General features: G+C 61.3%; 18 protein-coding genes. 13 read left to right on the top strand and 5 right to left on the bottom strand.

Features of this window, described 5'->3' with window-relative positions:
• Positions 1–79: 79 nt before the first annotated feature.
• The 4 genes from AC30D7_RS24800 to AC30D7_RS24785 all read left to right on the top strand — a co-directional run bounded on the left by AC30D7_RS24800 (position 80) and on the right by AC30D7_RS24785 (position 4,492).
• On the top strand, positions 80–1,993 hold the full coding sequence (locus tag AC30D7_RS24800) for a sigma-54-dependent Fis family transcriptional regulator (protein WP_490135848.1): 1,914 nt from the start codon (positions 80–82) through the stop codon (positions 1,991–1,993).
• Between the two features lie 243 nt (positions 1,994–2,236).
• Positions 2,237–3,586, top strand: coding sequence for a UDP-N-acetylmuramate:L-alanyl-gamma-D-glutamyl-meso-diaminopimelate ligase (mpl, locus tag AC30D7_RS24795; protein ID WP_490135847.1), 1,350 nt, complete (start codon positions 2,237–2,239; stop codon positions 3,584–3,586).
• Positions 3,583–4,215 carry a flavin prenyltransferase UbiX gene (gene ubiX / locus AC30D7_RS24790; protein ID WP_007937469.1) on the top strand — a complete coding sequence of 211 codons (633 nt, stop codon included), beginning with the start codon at positions 3,583–3,585 and terminating at the stop codon, positions 4,213–4,215. Before mpl ends, ubiX begins: the two co-directional genes overlap by 4 nt.
• Positions 4,208–4,492, top strand: a complete 285-nt coding sequence (locus tag AC30D7_RS24785; RefSeq protein WP_007937468.1) for a YceK/YidQ family lipoprotein — start codon at positions 4,208–4,210, stop codon at positions 4,490–4,492. Before ubiX ends, AC30D7_RS24785 begins: the two co-directional genes overlap by 8 nt.
• A gap of 124 nt (positions 4,493–4,616) precedes the next feature.
• Here the strand turns inward: AC30D7_RS24785 and AC30D7_RS24780 are convergent, their stop codons facing one another.
• The 3 genes from AC30D7_RS24780 to AC30D7_RS24770 all read right to left on the bottom strand — a co-directional run bounded on the left by AC30D7_RS24780 (position 4,617) and on the right by AC30D7_RS24770 (position 7,572).
• Complete coding sequence (locus tag AC30D7_RS24780; protein ID WP_018925742.1) at positions 4,617–5,258, bottom strand: oxidoreductase; 642 nt, start codon at positions 5,256–5,258, stop codon at positions 4,617–4,619.
• A 27-nt stretch (positions 5,259–5,285) separates the two neighbouring features.
• Complete coding sequence (locus tag AC30D7_RS24775) at positions 5,286–7,001, bottom strand: C13 family peptidase (RefSeq protein WP_490135846.1); 1,716 nt, start codon at positions 6,999–7,001, stop codon at positions 5,286–5,288.
• A gap of 115 nt (positions 7,002–7,116) precedes the next feature.
• On the bottom strand, positions 7,117–7,572 hold the full coding sequence (locus AC30D7_RS24770) for a MaoC family dehydratase (RefSeq protein ID WP_018925744.1): 456 nt from the start codon (positions 7,570–7,572) through the stop codon (positions 7,117–7,119).
• Positions 7,573–7,761: 189 nt separating this feature from the next.
• On the opposite strand from AC30D7_RS24770, the gene AC30D7_RS24765 reads away from it, so the two are divergent.
• Genes AC30D7_RS24765 through AC30D7_RS24755 form a run of 3 tightly spaced genes read left to right on the top strand, consistent with a single transcriptional unit; the run spans position 7,762 to position 9,438 of the window.
• Positions 7,762–8,124 (top strand): CidA/LrgA family protein, encoded by a 363-nt coding sequence (locus AC30D7_RS24765; RefSeq protein ID WP_490135845.1) that lies wholly within the window; start codon positions 7,762–7,764, stop codon positions 8,122–8,124.
• Positions 8,121–8,837 carry an LrgB family protein gene (locus AC30D7_RS24760; RefSeq protein ID WP_490135844.1) on the top strand — a complete coding sequence of 239 codons (717 nt, stop codon included), beginning with the start codon at positions 8,121–8,123 and terminating at the stop codon, positions 8,835–8,837. The genes AC30D7_RS24765 and AC30D7_RS24760 overlap by 4 nt, the downstream gene beginning before the upstream one ends.
• Positions 8,838–8,847: 10 nt before the next feature.
• Positions 8,848–9,438, top strand: coding sequence for an LON peptidase substrate-binding domain-containing protein (locus tag AC30D7_RS24755; protein ID WP_490135843.1), 591 nt, complete (start codon positions 8,848–8,850; stop codon positions 9,436–9,438).
• 38 nt (positions 9,439–9,476) lie between these two features.
• Here the strand turns inward: AC30D7_RS24755 and AC30D7_RS24750 are convergent, their stop codons facing one another.
• Together AC30D7_RS24750 and AC30D7_RS24745 are read right to left on the bottom strand one after the other, a co-directional pair.
• Positions 9,477–10,793, bottom strand: a complete 1,317-nt coding sequence (locus tag AC30D7_RS24750; protein WP_490135842.1) for a bifunctional DedA family/phosphatase PAP2 family protein — start codon at positions 10,791–10,793, stop codon at positions 9,477–9,479.
• 100 nt (positions 10,794–10,893) lie between these two features.
• Positions 10,894–11,592 (bottom strand): DNA-3-methyladenine glycosylase, encoded by a 699-nt coding sequence (locus AC30D7_RS24745; RefSeq protein ID WP_490135841.1) that lies wholly within the window; start codon positions 11,590–11,592, stop codon positions 10,894–10,896.
• 187 nt (positions 11,593–11,779) lie between these two features.
• Between AC30D7_RS24745 and AC30D7_RS24740 the strand changes: the two genes are divergently transcribed.
• The 6 genes from AC30D7_RS24740 to rodA all read left to right on the top strand — a co-directional run bounded on the left by AC30D7_RS24740 (position 11,780) and on the right by rodA (position 17,827).
• The gene (locus AC30D7_RS24740; RefSeq protein WP_490135840.1) at positions 11,780–13,051 is read left to right on the top strand and encodes a glutamate-5-semialdehyde dehydrogenase; all 1,272 of its coding nucleotides are present in this window, start codon (positions 11,780–11,782) and stop codon (positions 13,049–13,051) included.
• 1 nt (position 13,052) lies between these two features.
• On the top strand, positions 13,053–13,742 hold the full coding sequence (gene nadD, locus AC30D7_RS24735; RefSeq protein WP_018925751.1) for a nicotinate-nucleotide adenylyltransferase: 690 nt from the start codon (positions 13,053–13,055) through the stop codon (positions 13,740–13,742).
• A 72-nt stretch (positions 13,743–13,814) separates the two neighbouring features.
• Positions 13,815–14,309 (top strand): ribosome silencing factor, encoded by a 495-nt coding sequence (gene rsfS / locus AC30D7_RS24730; protein ID WP_490135839.1) that lies wholly within the window; start codon positions 13,815–13,817, stop codon positions 14,307–14,309.
• A gap of 9 nt (positions 14,310–14,318) precedes the next feature.
• The gene (gene rlmH, locus AC30D7_RS24725; protein WP_007937439.1) at positions 14,319–14,786 is read left to right on the top strand and encodes a 23S rRNA (pseudouridine(1915)-N(3))-methyltransferase RlmH; all 468 of its coding nucleotides are present in this window, start codon (positions 14,319–14,321) and stop codon (positions 14,784–14,786) included.
• Positions 14,787–14,796: 10 nt separating this feature from the next.
• Positions 14,797–16,692, top strand: coding sequence for a penicillin-binding protein 2 (gene mrdA, locus AC30D7_RS24720; protein WP_490135838.1), 1,896 nt, complete (start codon positions 14,797–14,799; stop codon positions 16,690–16,692).
• 31 nt (positions 16,693–16,723) lie between these two features.
• Positions 16,724–17,827, top strand: coding sequence for a rod shape-determining protein RodA (gene rodA / locus AC30D7_RS24715; protein ID WP_050438283.1), 1,104 nt, complete (start codon positions 16,724–16,726; stop codon positions 17,825–17,827).
• The last annotated feature ends 10 nt before the right edge of the window (positions 17,828–17,837 follow it).

The following is a 17,837-nucleotide window of genomic DNA, read 5'->3' as shown; positions in this document are numbered from 1 at the left end:
TCGAGCGGGAGCAAGCTCCCTCGCCACAAAGTGTGTGCCGGCCCCTTAGTGGGGTTCAGCACGGGGAGAATAATAAGAAATGCACGACAACCATTTGAGTCGCCATGCCCAGCAAGTGTTGACCGTAACCCAGGGTAAGTCCCACCTGCACGGTCCCGGCAGCGATCCGTCCATCGCCCGCTCCTGGCTGCGTTGCCTTAAGGACTATCACCTCGACCCGGCCCTGACCATGGCGCCGACGGTGCTGGAGCATGCCCGCATCCTGGAAAGCCGCGAACGCTTGCAGCAAGTGTTGCAGATCGCCGGCAACGAAATGACCAGCCTCCACCAGCAACTCTCCGGCGCCGGCCATGCAGTGCTGCTGACCGACGCTCGCGGGGTGATCCTCAACTGCGTCACCGCGCCCGCCGAACGGAAGATTTTCGAACGCGCCGGCCTTTGGCTTGGCGCCGACTGGAGCGAAGCCTGTGAAGGTACCAACGGCATCGGCACCTGCCTGGTGGAGCGTCAGTCCCTGACCATTCACCAGGACGAACATTTTCGTGGCCGACATACCGGCCTGACTTGCTCGGCAAGCCCGGTGTTCGACCCTCACGGTGAACTGTTGGCGGTGCTCGACGTATCTTCGGCGCGTCACGAGGTTTCGCGTCAGAGCCAGTTCCATACCATGGCTCTGGTCAATCTGTCGGCGAAGATGATCGAGAGCTGCTATTTCCTGCGTTACTTCGACAATCAATGGTTGCTGCGTTTTCACTTGCAGGCCGAATCCGTCGGGCTGTTCAGCGAAGGGCTGCTGGCGTTTGATGGGGAAGGGCGGATCTGCGCGGTCAACCAGAGCGCGCTGAATTTGCTGGGGCATATTCGCGGCGGGCTGTTGGGCCAGCCGGTGGAAGCGTTTTTCGATTGCTCGCTGGATGAGTTGCTCGGCCGCGCGAGCGTCAATGCCAGCGCCAGTTGGCCGTTGCGCACCCGCGACGGGCGCCGTCTGTTTGCCGTGTTGCGCGGGCAGCCGCGCAGCATTCCTGCACCGGTGGTGCAACGCCCGGCAGTGGCCGAGCGTCCACGGCTGTCGGGTATTTGCCTGGGCGATGCCGCGTTGCAGGAAGACTTCCGTAAAGCCTTGCGGGTGTTCGAGCGGGACGTGCCGTTGCTGATCAACGGCGAAACCGGCTCAGGCAAGGAGGCTTTCGCCAAGGCCGTGCATCAGGCCAGTCAACGGGCGGAAAAATCGTTTGTTGCCCTCAATTGTGCGGCGATCCCCGAAAGCCTGATCGAAAGCGAGCTGTTCGGCTATCGCGGCGGCAGCTTCACTGGTGCCCGCAAGGAAGGCATGCGCGGCAAGTTGCAGCAGGCCGATGGCGGGACTTTATTCCTGGATGAAATCGGCGACATGCCGCTGAGCATGCAAACCCGGCTATTAAGGGTGCTGGAAGACCGTCAGGTGGTGCCAATTGGCGGTGAGCCGGAATCGGTCAATGTGCGGATCATCAGCGCCACTCACCGCAACCTGCTCGATAGGGTGCAGGACGGCAGTTTTCGCGAGGATTTGTATTACCGGCTCAATGGACTGGAAGTCGCATTGCCGGCCTTGCGCGAGCGCACGGATAAATCACAGTTGCTTGACTTTCTGCTGGCCGAAGAGGCGGGCGGGGAGACGGTGCTGATCGATGCTGCGGCGCGGCAAGCCTTGCTCGATTTCGCCTGGCCGGGGAACGTGCGGCAGTTGCGCAATGTGCTGCGGACCCTGGCGGCGTTGTGTGACGGCGGTCGGATCGGGCTGGAAGATTTGCCGGCGATGATTCGTCAGGTCCGGCCGGTGACGGTGGCGACGATTGAAGCGCCGTCCGAGTATCCGCTGGACGATGCCGAGCGGTTGGCGTTGCTCAACGCACTGGAACAGCAGCGCTGGCACATGACCCACACCGCCGAACAGCTGGGCGTGAGCCGCAATACCCTCTACCGGAAGCTGCGCAAACACGGCATCGCCCGATAGCCGTTTTTGTGGCGAGGGAGCTTGCTCCCGCTGGGTTGCGAAGCAGCCCCAAAACCAGCCAACGTGGTGTATTAGCCGGATCACGGCTGCCAACGTTACAACTGCTGTGCAGCCGAGCGGGAGCAAGCTCCCTCGCCACAAAAAAACGCGCTCGATCAGCCAAGCGGTTGTGTCACGTTCAGCTAAAGAGTGCGATTTTCCCCTCCCTACGCTAACCTGCGGCCATGTTTTACGAGGTCGACTATGCACATTCATATTCTTGGTATTTGCGGCACTTTCATGGGTTCGATGGCGGTTCTGGCCAAAGAGCTGGGCCATCGCGTGACCGGCTCCGATGCCAACGTCTACCCGCCGATGAGCACTCAGCTGCAAGCCCAGGGCATTGAGTTGACCCAAGGTTACGACCCGGCGCAGCTCGATCCGGCCCCGGACCTGGTGGTGATCGGCAATGCCATGTCCCGCGGCAACCCGGCGGTCGAGTACGTGCTGAACAAAGGCCTGCCGTACGTCTCCGGCCCGCAATGGCTGGCGGATCACGTATTGCAAGGCCGCTGGGTGCTGGCGGTTGCCGGCACGCATGGCAAAACCACTACCAGCAGCATGCTCGCCTGGGTCCTGGAACACGCCGGCATGAGCCCGGGTTTCCTGATCGGCGGAGTGCCGCAGAATTTCTCGGTGTCGGCGCGTCTGGGCGATACGCCATTCTTCGTGATTGAAGCCGACGAATACGACAGCGCATTCTTCGACAAGCGCTCCAAGTTCGTTCACTACCGCCCGCGCACGGCGATCCTGAACAATCTGGAGTTCGATCATGCGGACATCTTCCCTGATCTGGCGGCCATCGAGCGACAGTTCCACCATTTGGTGCGGACCATTCCGAGCGAAGGCCTGGTGATCCATCCGACCACAGAGCCGGCCTTGCAGCGCGTGATCGAGATGGGCTGCTGGACCCCGGTGCAAACCACCGGCGCTGGCGGTCAATGGCAGGTCAAACTGCTCAGTGAAGACGGCTCGAAGTTCGAAGTGATGTTCGAAGGCGTCGCTCAAGGCGTGGTCGAGTGGGACATGACCGGTCAGCACAACGTCGCCAACGCCTTGGCCACCCTGGCCGCCGCGCGTCACGTCGGCGTCGTGCCGTCGATGGGCATCGCGGCGCTGAGCGCGTTCAAGAGCGTGAAGCGGCGGATGGAGAAAGTCGCGGAAGTCCGCGGCATTACCATTTACGACGACTTCGCCCACCACCCGACCGCCATCGCCACCACCCTCGACGGTTTGCGCAAGCGCATTGGCGACGCACCGTTGATTGCGATCATCGAGCCGCGTTCCAACTCCATGAAGCTCGGCGCTCACCGCGATGGCTTGCCGGAAAGTGTGGTCGATGCCGATCAGGTGATCTGGTATGCGCCGGCCAACCTCGGTTGGGATTTGGGCGCCACGGCAGCATTGTGTACCGTGCCGTCGATCGTCAGCGATTCGCTGGAAGGCATCATCGAGCGCGTGAAGAGCCAGGCCCAGTCCGGCACTCACGTGGTGATCATGAGCAACGGCGGCTTCGGCGGCCTGCACGGCAAACTGGCCGAGGCGCTGCAATGAACAATGGTCCGGAACGCATCACGCTGGCGATGACCGGCGCTTCGGGCGCCCAGTACGGCTTGCGCCTGCTCGACTGCCTGGTGCGTGAAGACCGCGAGGTGCACTTCCTGATTTCCAAGGCCGCGCAACTGGTGATGGCCACCGAGACCGATGTCTCGCTGCCGTCCAAGCCGCAGATGATGCAGGCCTTCCTTACTGAATACACCGGCGCTGCCGCCGGGCAGATTCGGGTGTACGGCAAGGAAGACTGGATGTCGCCGGTGGCATCGGGCTCCGGCTCGCCAGCGGCGATGGTGGTGGTGCCGTGTTCCACCGGAACCTTGTCGGCGATCGCGACCGGGGCCTGCAACAACTTGATCGAGCGGGCGGCCGACGTGACGTTGAAAGAGCGTCGCCAGCTGATTCTGGTACCGCGCGAGGCGCCGTATTCGAGCATTCATCTGGAGCACATGCTCAAGCTGTCGAACATGGGTGTGACGATTCTGCCGGCATCGCCAGGCTTCTATCATCAGCCGCAAACCATTGATGACTTGATCGACTTCGTCGTGGCGCGAATTCTCAATCTGCTGAACATTCCGCAAGACATGCTGCCGCGCTGGGGTGAACACCATTTGAGCAGTGATGAATAAGCTGCTGATCATTCTGCTGGCGGTGCAACTGGCGGGCTGCGCCACGGCGCGCACCCTCGATGCCGCCAAGCCCGGGGCGCCGGTGGTGTATTCGGGGACGCGTCTGGACTTGTATGCAATGAACGGTGGGTGCTGCGCCATGGACAGATTTGGCGCAGAGGCGCCGAGTTATCCCGGTGTTGATCTGCCGGCCAGTGCTTTGCTCGACACACTGCTGTTGCCGTTGTCGTTGTTGACGGTTTTAGGTGTTGGGTTTCAGGCAACTGGCGGATTGTAGGGGAGCGCTTCGCGCTTTATTCGCGGGCAAGCCTCGCTCCTACAGGGCGTGCGTCGTTTTCACGGCATACCTCTAACCTGGAGCGAGGCTTGCCCGCGAAGACGTCCTCTTGGGCGCCGCTGGATTACTTGCCTAACTTGCGCAATTCATCCGACTCGACAATCCGCACGCCGTCCTGCTCTTCCAGCGCCAGGCGCCACATGGCGCGGGCCAGTTGGCAGGCTTCGATGCCGTGGTATTTGCCCGGAATCAATTTCGACAACGGACCGGCAACCCGCTCGGCCAGTCGCGGCTCGGCGCGATCACCCAGCAACAGCGAAGGCCGGCAAATGGTCAGCTGTGGCCAGTTCTGCGCGCGCAATGCGTGTTCCATCTCGCCTTTAACACGGTTATAGAAAATCGGGGATCTGCGGTCGGCCCCCAAGGCACTGATCACGATCAGATGCCGTGCGCCCATTTCCCGGGCACGTTTGGCGAAGGCCACGACCATGTCCAGGTCCACCGCGCGAAACGCTTCCTCGGAGCCGGCTTGCTTGATCGTGGTGCCGAGGCAGCAGTAGGCGACGTCGACGCGACCGTTCAATTGCGGCAGAAACTCCGTCGGGTCACCAACCGGGTTTTCCAGGTGAGGGTGTTCGGCCAGTGGCCGGCGTGAGGGGGCTAATACGCGTGCAATCGTTGGCTCGTTGAGCAGACGGTCAAGCAAATGTTCACCGGTTAACCCGGTAGCTCCGGCAAGCAATACATGCTGAGGCGTCAAGTACATAAAAATTCCCCCTTGATACTGTTCAGCTTAGTTGCTCTTTTCATCCTTGCTGATAGAGACACTTTGCAGTGCCTTTCGTGCCTGTTGCTTGCGTAACAATTGCCAGTGGGCGAGCACGGCTTTCGGTGCCCAGATCTGTGGTTCGGAGGCTTCGAAGCTGTCGGCCAACTCACGCTCGGCCACGGTGGCGCTGGCCCGTTTGAAGGCTTGCTCCAGATCGTCGGTCTGGTTCAGCGCCTGTGCGAACAGTGCGTCGCCGAAATAGGTGAAGTTGGCTTCTTCCGAACACCCGAAGGACACCCGGTCGGCGCGCGAGGCGGTCATGATCAGGGTGTGTTCATCCTTGAGGGCAGGGATGAAGCCGCCGGAATAACAGGACGAAATCACGATAATCTTGTCGCGCTTCTTCAGGGGCGCGAGGACGGCGGCGAGTTCGTCGGCCGGCAGGTCGGCCAGTTCCATGCGTGGCTGGTCGAGTACCAGCTCGTGTTCACTGGAGCCATGGCTGGTCAGGTAAATGAACAGCAAGTCCTCCGGGCCGCTGCGTTCGGCCAGGGTCTGGGCGGCGCGGCGCAGGTTTTCCCGGGTAGCCATCGGCCGGTCGCCGAGGTGGTCGCGATGGTTGACCAGGCGAATCTGGCCGAAAGCGCCGAAACGGCTGGCGAGCATATTGGCGACGTAGTCGGATTCGCGCAGGAACACGCTCTGCTTGCCGTCACCGCCCAGGGTCAAGGTGTACAGTTCAACCGCCGGAGTTGAGGCCGGTACGTTGGCCAGTGCTTCGTCGAGCAAGCGGCCCTGGGCCAGCAAGCCGAGTTCCAGGGTGTCGGGCAGCAGCTTGCCGTCGGCGTCGCGCACGCGCTGGCTGTTGATCCAGGTGCCGCTCAGCACTGTGCCATCGGTCAGCACCAACGTGCCTTTGCCCTGATAGTTGTCGCCGTCGAACTGGCCGATATAGAAACTGCCATCGGCCAGGTTCAAGCGGCCCTGGCCGGTGAAGCGCCAGTCGCTGAACTGACCGATGTAGTGACTGCCATCGGCGCCGATCAACTCGCCCTTGCCGTTCAGCACGCCTTCCTTGAACTGACCGATCCAGACATCGCCATCGGCGTTTTCGTAGCGGCCTTTGCCATGCAGTTGATTATTCTTGAACCCACCGACGTAGATATCGCCATCGGCGCTGTTGAAAGTACCGTTGCCTTCCAGTTGGCCATCGACGAAATGCCCGGTGAACTGATTGCCGCTGGCATCGCTGCGCTGGCCTTCGCCGTTGGGTTTGCCGTGGGCGAACTGACCCTGGTACTGGCTGCCGTCTTCGAGTTCCAGACGACCGAGCCCTGAATATTGGTCGGCCTTGAATTCGCCACGATAGGTCATGGCGTTTTCTTTGAGGGTGCCTTCACCGTCCCGTCGACCGGCCTTGAAACCGCCGGTGTAGCTGCTGCCGGTGGTGGTCAGCGTGCCCTGGCCGTCGAACAGCCCCTGCTGGAACTGACCGCGATAGACCTCGCCGTTGCTGCCGTGCCATTCGCCCTGGCCATGCCATTGGCCTTTGTCGAAGTGACCGGCGTACCAGCTGCCGTTCGGGTAATCGATGCGACCCTCGCCTTGCAGCAAGCCGTTGACCAGATCACCACGATAGCGTCCGCCGTCCGGCAGGCGGGCGTCGGGGGGCAGCAGCGATTCGCCATCGCCGCAAGCGGTGAGCATCAGGGTCAGGGCAAGGAGTGCAAGTGGGCGCATAGCGGGATCCGGGCAATTAGGCGACCGAGTATGCCGCAGCTATGTGTCGCATTTATAGAGACACGGCACAGACACAGCGCGAAACAGCATGAGCTGTTTCGCAATCAGGCATGTGTCAGACGAAGCAGAGGGACAGTGGCTCGGCGATATACGCCGGTTTGTCTGATCCTTCGATTTCCAGCGTGGCGGTGGCCTTGAGCAGCCATTGGCCGGGTTTCTTCTCGGTGACGTCGTTCATGTCGACCTTGAGTCGAACCCTGGAATTAACCTTCACAGGCTGGATGAAACGCACACTGTCCAGGCCATAATTGACCACCATCTTCGCGCCTTCGGGCAGGATGAGGATGTCTTCCATCAGTTTGGGGATCAGCGACAACGACAGGAAACCATGGGCGATGGTGCTGCCAAAAGGCGTTTGCGCGGCTTTGACCGGGTCGACATGGATGAACTGATAATCGCCTGTGGCTTCTGCGAACAGGTTGATGCGTTCCTGGTCGATGGTGAGCCATTGGGAACATCCGAGTTCCTTGCCGACATAATCTTTGAGCTCTGCAACTGGAACATAGGGCATTGAGACTCTCCTTGGGTTCATCGGATTTATAGTTTTTCGAGTGGGGGGGCTTGACCTCCCTGCGAACCACTTTAGATCAACATGACAAATTGCTCCGGTCAACTGACCATGCTTTTGGCGAATGCCGACTCATAGCGTGCTTATAATGTCGGGCCCCTTCTTGGTGGGGGAGAGCGCGGGAGAGGATGGATGTTGTTACGTGGCCTGACCTGGCTGGTGCTGTTTCAATTGCTCGGCACAGCCCTCAATCATCTGTTTTTGCCGGTGCTGCCGGGGCCGATCATTGGCCTGCTGTTGCTGCTGGTGTATCTGATCAGCCGCGGTCAAGTCGGCGAACCGCTGAACCTTGCGGCCAGCAGCCTGCTGCGTTATTTGCCGTTGCTGCTGGTGCCGCCGGCCGTGGGCGTGATGGTCTACGCCGCCGACATTGCCGCGGATTTCTGGGCGATCACCGGTGCGTTGGTGCTGTCGCTGGTGTTGTCGATGGCCTTCGCCGGCGTGTTGATGCAGCGCATGATCAAGCCGCATGCCCATCCCGAGGACAGCCAATGATGTTCGATTGGCATGGCGCCTGGGCGTCGGTGATTCATCATCCACTGTTCGGTATCGGCATTACGCTGGGCGCGTATCAGTTGGTGCTGGCGGCGTTCGAGAAAACCCGCTGGATTTTCCTGCAGCCGGTGCTGGTCTCCATGTTGCTGGTCATCGGTGTGCTGGTCAGTTGTGGCCTGAGCTATGTCGAGTACCGTAAAAGCACCGAGATCCTCAGCATCTTGCTCGGGCCGGCCACCGTTGCGCTGGCGGTGCCGCTGTACCTCAACCTGCGACGGATCCGGCAGTTGTTCTGGCCGATATTTACTACGCTGGTGATAGGTGGTGTGGTCGCCACGGGCATGGGTGTGTTGCTGGGTTGGTGGTTCGGTGCCGAACACATGATCCTGATGACCATGGCTCCCAAGTCGGTGACCTCGCCGATTGCCATGCTGGTGGCGGAACAGATCGGTGGTGTCGCGGCGCTGGCGGCAGTATTCGTACTGATTACCGGAGTGATCGGGGCAATCTTCGGGCCGAGTCTTTTGACCCGTCTCGGTGTCCACAGCCCTGAAGCCCGCGGTATGGCTCTGGGCATGACTGCCCATGCGGTCGGCACCTCGGTGGCCTTGCAGGAAAGTGAAGAATGCGGCGCCTTCGCGGCGCTGGCGATGAGTCTGATGGGGGTGGCCACGGAGGTGTTCCTGCCGTTGGCGGTGTCGATGGTGGTGTAAGGAAATGTCTATGAGTCTGCCGCTTTTTCCGCTGAACACGGTGCTGTTTCCCGGCTGCAACCTCGACTTGCAGATATTCGAGGCGCGCTACCTGGACATGATCGGCCGTTGCATGAAACAGGGCGGCGGTTTCGGTGTGGTGTGCATCCTCGAAGGCAGCGAAGTCGGCATCGCACCCGAAGGCTTTGCCTTGGTTGGTTGCGAAGCGCGGATCACCGATTTCCAGCAGCAAGACAACGGCTTGCTGGGCATCCGGGTGCAGGGCGGGCGGCGTTTCAATGTGCTGAGCACCGATGTGCAGCGCGATCAACTCATCGTCGCCGAAGTCGAGTGGCTGGACGAAGAGCCTGAGCAACCGCTACAGGATGAAGACGCCGACCTGGTCGCACTGCTCAAGGCCTTGGCGGAACACCCGATGGTCGAAGCGCTGAGTATGGGCACCGAAGCGACAGGGCAACAGTCGCTGGCCAATCAGTTGGCGTACCTGTTGCCGTTTTCCGAGTTGGACAAGATCAACCTGCTGCAACTCGATGATCCGCAGCAGCGGCTGGATGCGATTCAGGCGCTGCTGGATGAGTTGCAGGGTGAGTTGTTTGCCTGACGTAGATCGCAGTTGCTGCAGGGCGATTTTTTGATCTTCTAATACGCATACCGCAATAGCGCATGCGGCAGATGCCTCAATACAAAGAATCCGAACAACGCCACCAACGACGGCAACACCAGCCACCAGACCCTGGGCGGCATGGCGTTGAGCGGCGCCTGACGTTGCGTCAGCCAAAGGCTCGCCGCACACACGCATGCCGCCAGCATCGCGCCGGCCAGCACATCGGTCGGCCAATGCGCCCCCAGGTAGACCCGCGACAAGGCAATTGTCAGCGCCGGCAAGCAGCCGACCAATAACCAGGTCAGGCGCATACGTGGCGGTTGTCCACGGCCAGCCAGCACCGCGAGCGTCAGAAACAGCGCGAACGAACCCGAGGCGTGGCCGCTGGGCATGCTGTAGCTGGTCAGTGGATCACTCAGCACTTCCGGGCGAATGCGGGCGAAAAAGTGCTTGGTGGCAGTGTTGCCCAACGCGGTGAAAAGCAAAGTGCCGCCGGCGAAGATCGCGTGCCGCCATTGTCGCGTCAGCAACAGCAAGGCGATCAGCAGGGCACTGATCATAAACATGTTGCGGAATTCGCCGATCAGCGTGAACACCACCGCCGCTTCATCGAGCGTCGGGCTGCGGTGTTCCTGAATCAGGGTCATCAATCCCTGGTCGAGGGCGGTCAGGTGTGGATAGCCGATGAACAGCCCGGCCAGCATCAGCAGGCTCAAGCTGGCAATCAGCACCGTGGCCTTGCGATGGCGGCGCAGGCTACTGTTGATGCTCAGCCCCACCATCACCGCAATACCGCCCACGACAATCCCGGCCTCCGGCCAGAAACCTTCCGGCAATGGCAGGCGAATCGCTGCGCCCGTGGCCCAACCGGGTAGCAGATAAGCAACGCTCCAGCCCGCGGCGGCCAACAAGCTGACGGCGGCGAAGCGCGGGAAGGGCATGTCGAACATTCCGGCGACCATCGGCAACATTGGTCGCAACGGGCCGATAAAGCGTCCGACTAACAGGCTGGCAATGCCATAACGCTGAAAATACGCTTCGGCCCCGGCGATCCATTCCGGATGATGGCGCAACCCCGGCAGGCGCCGGATGTTCTGGTGGAAATGTCGCCCCAGAAAATACGAAACGATGTCGCCCAGCACGCCGCCGAGGAAACCCAGCAGCAATGTTTCACCCAGCGACAGTGCGCCACTGCCGGCCAGTACTGCCACGGCAAACAACAACACCGTACCGGGTACGATCAGCCCGGCAATCGCCAGGCATTCCACACACGCCACTACGAACACTGCCATGGCCAGCCACTGCGGATTGACCGTCAGCCAACCGGTCACGCTATCGAGCCATGGGCCCATAAAAACAACTCCATCGAATGTTCACTTGGCCCCAAAGGGACGAATCTCCCAAATACTGAAAGACCGCTTTCACTGGGATTCCCGTTTGCCCGGGCATGTTTCAAGTCAGCAAAAAATAATCGCGTCCTTCGACCTGACCCCGACGCAACGGGTTGCGTGTGCAGTACGGCGCGTAAGCCGCATCGACGAAGCGGTACATTAAATGTCCGTCGCGCCCCTGGGGGATGCCCAGACGTGTGGTCTGGATGATGTGGCCGGGCGCAGGCCCGATGTCTTCCACCAGCAGCACTTCATGGTCAAAGCGCTTGGCGTCCCAGACCGGCACCTTCAGCCCCAGCGCCTTGCACAGCAACGTCTGCCCGGCGCACAGCTTTTGTGAGGGGCGAGGGCGGCCCTGGGCGTCGGGATTGTTCAGCAGCATCTGCGCCAGGCTGGCTGGCCCGCTCAGTTCATCGACCCATGGATAGGCGGATTTGATCAGCACCGCATTGCCCGGACCTTGGGCACTGAAGTTCAGGGAATCGCCGCCGCGGGCGTAATACATATAGATGTGGCCACCATCCAGAAACAAAGCCTTACGCTTTTCTGTGTAGCCCAGGGAGGCGTGGCTACCCTTTTCTTCGCAGTAATAGGCTTCGGTCTCGATAATCCGGGCGCTGAGCCACAGGTCGTCGACCCGGTGACGGATAATTTTCCCCAGTAAATCCCGGGCCAGCGTTTGGGCATCGCGGTCGAAAAATGCATCCGGCAGCGCCTTGGGCATGCGTGTGTCGGCGGTGCGAACGGTCAGATTAGTCATGATGAACAGCGTTTATCAGGGCTGATTGAGTCGTGATGATAACAATATGCGGCTTAATCACGGCTGAACGTCGGCAAATTGCTCTCCATTTCGACCATCCGCCCGTCACCGCTGTTAGTCGGGGGGCGCGACAGCTATAATCTGCCGCTTTATTCTTTACCAAGCCTAGCAAAGACCATTACAGACCATGACTGAGTCCGTTCTTGACTACATGACCCGTTTGGGTCGCGCCGCCCGCGAAGCTTCCCGCGTGATCGGCCGTGCCAGCACCGCGCAGAAAAACCGCGCCTTGCAGGCGGCCGCCAATGCGCTGGATGCTGCGCGCGCCGAGCTGTCCGCAGCCAATGAACTGGATTTGGCCGCCGGCCGTGCCAATGGTCTTGAGCCGGCCCTGCTGGAGCGCCTGGCGCTGACTCCGGCGCGCATCGACGGCATGATCGTCGGTTTGCGTCAGGTCGCGGCCTTGCCGGACCCGGTCGGCGCGATCCGCGACATGAGTTACCGGCCGTCGGGCATTCAGGTCGGCAAGATGCGCGTGCCGTTGGGCGTGATCGGGATCATCTACGAGTCCCGGCCTAACGTGACCATCGATGCTGCCAGCCTGTGCCTGAAGTCCGGCAACGCGACCATCCTGCGTGGCGGCTCCGAAGCGATTCACTCCAACCGCGCCATTGCCGCCTGCATCCAGCGCGGCCTGGCCGAGGCCGATCTGCCGGCCGCGGTGGTGCAAGTGGTCGAAACCACCGACCGTGCCGCCGTCGGCGCGCTGATCACCATGCCCGAATACGTCGACGTCATCGTGCCCCGTGGCGGCCGTGGCCTGATCGAACGGGTCAGCCGCGATGCCCGCGTGCCCGTCATCAAGCACCTGGACGGCATCTGTCACGTCTACGTCAGTGCCCACGCCGATCTGCCGAAAGCCCAGCGCATCGCATTCAACGCCAAGACTTACCGTTACGGCATCTGCGGCGCGATGGAAACCCTGTTGGTCGATCAAGCCGTCGCCAAAGAGTTTCTGCCGGCGATGGCTGCCCAGTTCCGCGAAAAAGGCGTCGAACTGCGCGGTTGTGAGCGCACCCGGGCGATCATCGAGGCCGTCGCGGCCACCGAAGAAGACTGGACCACCGAATACCTGGCGCCGATCCTCTCGATTCGCGTGGTCGACGGGCTGGATCAGGCCATCGAGCACATCAACCAGTACGGCTCCCATCACACCGACTCGATCGTCAGCGAAAACCTGGCCGATACCCGGCGTTTCGTGGCTGAAGTCGATTCGTCCTCGGTGATGGTCAACACCCCGACCTGCTTCGCCGATGGCTTCGAATACGGATTGGGTGCCGAGATTGGCATTTCTACTGATAAGCTGCACGCCCGCGGCCCGGTGGGCCTCGAAGGTCTGACCTGCGAGAAGTACATCGTGGTCGGTGACGGTCAGCTGCGCGGTCAGGAGTCGCTCTGACTTGGGCGACCTCGACCCGTCAGCCCCGGTGACCGCCAGCGAGCCCCGACCTCGACGCATTGGCGTACTGGGCGGGACCTTCGACCCGGTGCACATCGGCCATTTGCGCGGTGCGCTGGAAGTCGCCGAATCGCTGGCGCTCGATGAGTTGCGTCTGACACCCAGTGCCAGGCCGCCCCATCGGGACAAGCCGCAAGTATCGGCGAAGGACCGTCTGGCGATGGTCAAGTGCGCGGTGGCCGGTGTGGCGCCGTTGGTGGTGGATGCCCGCGAATTGCAGCGGGACAAACCGTCCTACACCATCGACACCCTGGAACTGATGCGCGCCGAACTTGCCGCTTCAGACCAGGTTTTTCTGCTTTTGGGCTGGGACGCATTTTGCGGCCTGCCCACTTGGCATCGCTGGGAAGAGTTACTCCAGCATTGCCACATCCTGGTGCTGCAACGCCCGGATGCCGACAGCGAACCGCCGGATGCCTTGCGCAACCTGCTGGCAGCGCGCTCGGTGAGCGACCCGCTGGCCCTCAAAGGGCCGAGCGGACAGATTGCATTCGTCTGGCAGACACCGCTCGCGGTATCCGCCACCCAGATCCGTCAACTGCTGGCCAGCGGTAAGTCGGTACGTTTCCTGGTGCCCGACGCGGTCCTGGCCTACATCGATGCGCACGGACTTTACCGTGCGTCGAACTGAAAAAGGGCGCGCTTCAAGGCACGTGAATGCGTGTATCGAAGCGCCCGAACATACGAGCAAAACGAGTTTTATATGACTGACAAAGACGTAAGCAAAGTAAAGCGCAAAGGCACATTCAAGAGCGCTCCGCTGCCTGTAGAAGCGCCAACTGGCGCGCCACTGGCCGGCGAAGAGCTGGTCAAGGTTGCCGTAGCGGCCCTGGAAGACGTGAAGGCCCAGGACATCCAGGTGATCGACGTTCGTGCAAAGCAGAGCATCACTGACTACATGATCATCGCCACCGGTACGTCCAACCGCCAGATCGGCGCGATGCTGGACAAGGTCCGCGAAGCGGTCAAGGCCCAAGGCGTCAAGCCGCTGGGTGAAGAAGGCAAGGGCGACAGCGACTGGGTCCTGCTGGACATGGACGACGTCATCGTGCACATGATGACCGCCTCGGCTCGCCAGTTCTATGACCTGGAACGCCTGTGGCTCGGTGCCGAGCAAAGCCGTTCTGCCAGTGCTGCACACCACAGCCCTGAGAACACTCATGAGCATTTCACCAAGCTCAACAAAGACCAGCAATAAGGGAACGCTGTGCGACTGCGACTGATCGCCGTCGGTTCACGCATGCCCAAGTGGGTGGAAGAAGGCTGGCATGAATATGCCAAGCGTCTTCCGTCCGAGCTGGCGCTGGAACTGGTGGAAATTCCGCTCAACACCCGCGGCAAGAACGCCGACGTGGCGCGCTTTATCCGTCAGGAAGGCGAAGCCATGCTGGCCAAGGTCGGGCCGAACGAGCGCGTTGTCACCCTCGAAGTCCACGGCAAGCCCTGGAGCACCGAGCAACTGGCGGTTGAACTCGATCGCTGGCGGCTGGACTCGCGCACGGTGAATTTCATGGTCGGCGGCCCCGAGGGGCTGGCGCCGGAAGTCTGTGCCCGGGCGGATCAACGCTGGTCGTTGTCGCCGTTGACGTTGCCGCACCCGTTGGTGCGGATTCTGATCGGCGAACAGCTGTATCGTGCCTGGACAGTGCTGTCCGGCCACCCTTATCACAAGTAGTTCTGCCCTCATGTCCCAGCCGATCCGCATCAAGGACCACGAAAAAGACGCCCGTCTGGTGCGTAGTCGCGTCGTGTTCGGGGCTATTGCGGTGGTGACGCTGATCGGCGTGCTGATCGCGCGGCTGTATTTCCTTCAGGTGATCCAGTACGAGTACCACTCGACCCTGTCGGAAAACAACCGCGTCCATGTGCAGCCGATTCCGCCCACTCGCGGGCTGATCTTCGACCGTAATGGCGTGGTGGTGGCCGACAACCGGCCCAGCTTCAGCCTGAGCATGACCCGCGAACGCTCCGGTGACTGGCAGCAAGTGCTCGACGTGATCGTCGAAGTGCTTGAGCTGACGCCCGAGGACCGGGTGATCTTCGAGAAGCGCATGCGTCAGGGGCGTCGGCCGTTCGAGCCGGTGCCGATCCTGTTCGAGCTGACCGAAGAGCAGATCGCCCGCATCGCGGTGAACCAGTTCCGTCTGCCGGGTGTGGAGGTGGTGGCACAGCTGGTTCGTCACTATCCGCAGGGCGCGCACTTTGCGCACTCGGTGGGATATATGGGGCGGATCAACGAGAAAGAGCTCAAGTCTCTGGACCCGGTGAGTTACAGCGGCACCCATCAAATTGGCAAAACCGGCATCGAGCGCTTCTACGAGCCCGAATTGCACGGTCAGGTTGGTTACGAAGAAGTCGAGACTAACGCCCGTGGCCGCGTGCTGCGGGTACTCAAGCGTACCGAACCGATTTCCGGCAAGGACATCGTCCTGAGCCTGGACATCAAATTGCAGGAAGCCGCCGAAGCCGCACTCGGCGGTCGCCGTGGCGCGGTCGTGGCGCTGGATCCGGCGACCGGCGAAGTGCTGGCGATGGTCAGCCAGCCGAGTTTCGATCCGAACCTGTTCGTCACCGGCATCAGTTTCAAGGCCTACTCCGAACTGCGCGACTCCATCGACCGGCCACTGTTCAACCGCGTGCTGCGCGGTCTGTACCCGCCGGGCTCGACCATCAAGCCGGCGGTGGCGATTGCCGGCCTGGATGCGGGCGTGGTCACGGCGTCGACCCGGGTGTTCGACCCCGGCTACTACATGCTGCCCAATTACGATCACAAGTACCGCAACTGGAACCGTACCGGTGACGGCTTCGTCGATCTCGATACGGCGATCATGCGTTCCAACGACACCTACTTCTATGATCTGGCGCACAAGCTGGGGATCGATCGATTGTCGTCCTACCTGAGCAAATTCGGCATTGGCCAGAAGGTCTCCCTGGACATGTTTGAAGAGTCGCCGGGGCTGATGCCGACACGGGAATGGAAGCGCGTGACCCGTCGTCAGGCCTGGTTCCCGGGTGAGACGCTGATTCTGGGGATCGGTCAGGGCTACATGCAGTCCACCCCGTTGCAACTGGCGCAGGCCACGGCACTGGTGGCCAACAAGGGTGTCTGGAATCGTCCGCACTTGGCCAAGACTATCGAGGGCGAGAAGCCGAAGGATGAGAATCCGATGCCGGACATTATCCTGCGCGACCCGTCGGACTGGACCAAGGTCAATCACGGCATGCAGCAGGTGATGCACGGTGCCCGGGGCACGGCGCGCAAGGCATCGATCGGCGCGCAATACCGGATCGCCGGCAAAAGTGGTACGGCCCAGGTGGTCGCGATCAAGCAGGGCGAGAAGTACGACCGCTCCAAGGTGCAGGAGCGCCACCGCGACCACGCCTTGTTCGTCGGCTTCGCGCCGGCCGACAACCCGAAAATCGTGGTCTCGGTGATGGTCGAGAACGGCGAGTCCGGCTCCGGCGTCGCCGCGCCGGTGGTGCGTCAAGTGATGGACGCCTGGCTCCTCGATCAGGACGGCCGACTGAAAGCCGAATACGCCAGCCCTATCAGTGCGGAGGCTACGGCCCGTGAAGAATAATTTCGATCGCATGCTCTCAAGCGAGGATGTGATGCGTCGCCGTGCGACGCTGTTGCAACGCCTGCACATCGACGGCCCGTTGCTGATCCTGCTGTTGACCCTCGCCGCCGGCAGCCTGTTCGTGCTGTATTCGGCCAGCGGCAAGAGCTGGGATCTGTTGGCCAAGCAAGCCACTTCCTTCGGCATCGGCCTGGTATCGATGATCGTCATCGCCCAGTTCGAACCGCGCTTCATGGCCCGCTGGGTGCCGCTCGGCTATGTGGTCGGCGTGATCTTGCTGGTGGTGGTGGACGTCATGGGCCATAACGCCATGGGGGCCACCCGCTGGATCAATATCCCTGGGGTGATCCGCTTCCAGCCCTCGGAATTCATGAAGATCCTGATGCCGGCGACCATCGCCTGGTACCTGGCCAAGCGTTCGTTGCCACCCCAGCTCAAGCACGTGGGGATCAGTCTGGTGCTGATCGGTGTCCCGTTCATTCTGATCGTGCGTCAGCCCGACCTTGGCACTTCGTTGCTGATTCTCGCCGGGGGCGCATTCGTGCTGTTCATGGGCGGCCTGCGCTGGCGCTGGATCCTCAGCGTGATCGCCGCCGCCGTGCCGGTGGCCGTGGCGATGTGGTTCTTCATCATGCACGACTATCAAAAGCAGCGAATCCTGACCTTCCTCGACCCCGAGAGTGATCCGCTGGGCACGGGCTGGAACATCATTCAGTCGAAAGCGGCCATCGGTTCCGGTGGCGTGTTCGGCAAGGGCTGGTTGCTCGGTACCCAGTCGCACCTGGACTTCCTGCCAGAAAGCCACACCGACTTCATTATTGCGGTGCTGGGTGAAGAGTTCGGTCTTGTCGGTATCTGCGCGCTGTTGCTGATTTACCTGCTGTTGATCGGTCGCGGGCTGGTGATTACCGCCCAGGCCCAGACGTTGTTCGGCAAATTGCTTGCGGGCAGCCTGACCATGACGTTTTTTGTTTACGTTTTCGTCAACATCGGTATGGTCAGTGGCCTGTTGCCGGTGGTGGGGGTGCCGTTGCCGTTCATTAGCTACGGAGGAACTTCGCTGGTGACGCTACTGTCAGCGTTTGGGGTTTTGATGTCGATCCATACCCATCGTAAGTGGATCGCACAGGTTTGAATAAGGTGAA

This window comes from Pseudomonas sp. DF5, assembly GCF_058148225.1.
The sequence above is the reverse complement of the archived record's forward strand: the minus strand, read 5'-3'. Positions and strand labels throughout refer to the sequence as shown.

Bases quoted from the DNA above. Each gene is read 5' to 3' on its own strand.
- rsfS (WP_490135839.1), top strand. From the start codon at position 13,815: ATGACTGACAAAGACGTAAGCAAAGTAAAGCGCAAAGGCACATTCAAG.
- AC30D7_RS24785 (WP_007937468.1), top strand. From the start codon at position 4,208: ATGAATAAGCTGCTGATCATTCTGCTGGCGGTGCAACTGGCGGGCTGC.
- rodA (WP_050438283.1), top strand. From the start codon at position 16,724: ATGCGTCGCCGTGCGACGCTGTTGCAACGCCTGCACATCGACGGCCCG.
- AC30D7_RS24800 (WP_490135848.1), top strand. From the start codon at position 80: ATGCACGACAACCATTTGAGTCGCCATGCCCAGCAAGTGTTGACCGTA.
- mpl (WP_490135847.1), top strand. From the start codon at position 2,237: ATGCACATTCATATTCTTGGTATTTGCGGCACTTTCATGGGTTCGATG.
- AC30D7_RS24765 (WP_490135845.1), top strand. From the start codon at position 7,762: ATGTTGTTACGTGGCCTGACCTGGCTGGTGCTGTTTCAATTGCTCGGC.
- AC30D7_RS24740 (WP_490135840.1), top strand. From the start codon at position 11,780: ATGACTGAGTCCGTTCTTGACTACATGACCCGTTTGGGTCGCGCCGCC.
- AC30D7_RS24750 (WP_490135842.1), bottom strand. From the start codon at position 10,793: ATGGGCCCATGGCTCGATAGCGTGACCGGTTGGCTGACGGTCAATCCG.
- AC30D7_RS24780 (WP_018925742.1), bottom strand. From the start codon at position 5,258: ATGTACTTGACGCCTCAGCATGTATTGCTTGCCGGAGCTACCGGGTTA.
- AC30D7_RS24770 (WP_018925744.1), bottom strand. From the start codon at position 7,572: ATGCCCTATGTTCCAGTTGCAGAGCTCAAAGATTATGTCGGCAAGGAA.
- ubiX (WP_007937469.1), top strand. From the start codon at position 3,583: ATGAACAATGGTCCGGAACGCATCACGCTGGCGATGACCGGCGCTTCG.
- AC30D7_RS24755 (WP_490135843.1), top strand. From the start codon at position 8,848: ATGAGTCTGCCGCTTTTTCCGCTGAACACGGTGCTGTTTCCCGGCTGC.
- mrdA (WP_490135838.1), top strand. From the start codon at position 14,797: ATGTCCCAGCCGATCCGCATCAAGGACCACGAAAAAGACGCCCGTCTG.
- AC30D7_RS24745 (WP_490135841.1), bottom strand. From the start codon at position 11,592: ATGACTAATCTGACCGTTCGCACCGCCGACACACGCATGCCCAAGGCG.
- AC30D7_RS24775 (WP_490135846.1), bottom strand. From the start codon at position 7,001: ATGCGCCCACTTGCACTCCTTGCCCTGACCCTGATGCTCACCGCTTGC.
- AC30D7_RS24760 (WP_490135844.1), top strand. From the start codon at position 8,121: ATGATGTTCGATTGGCATGGCGCCTGGGCGTCGGTGATTCATCATCCA.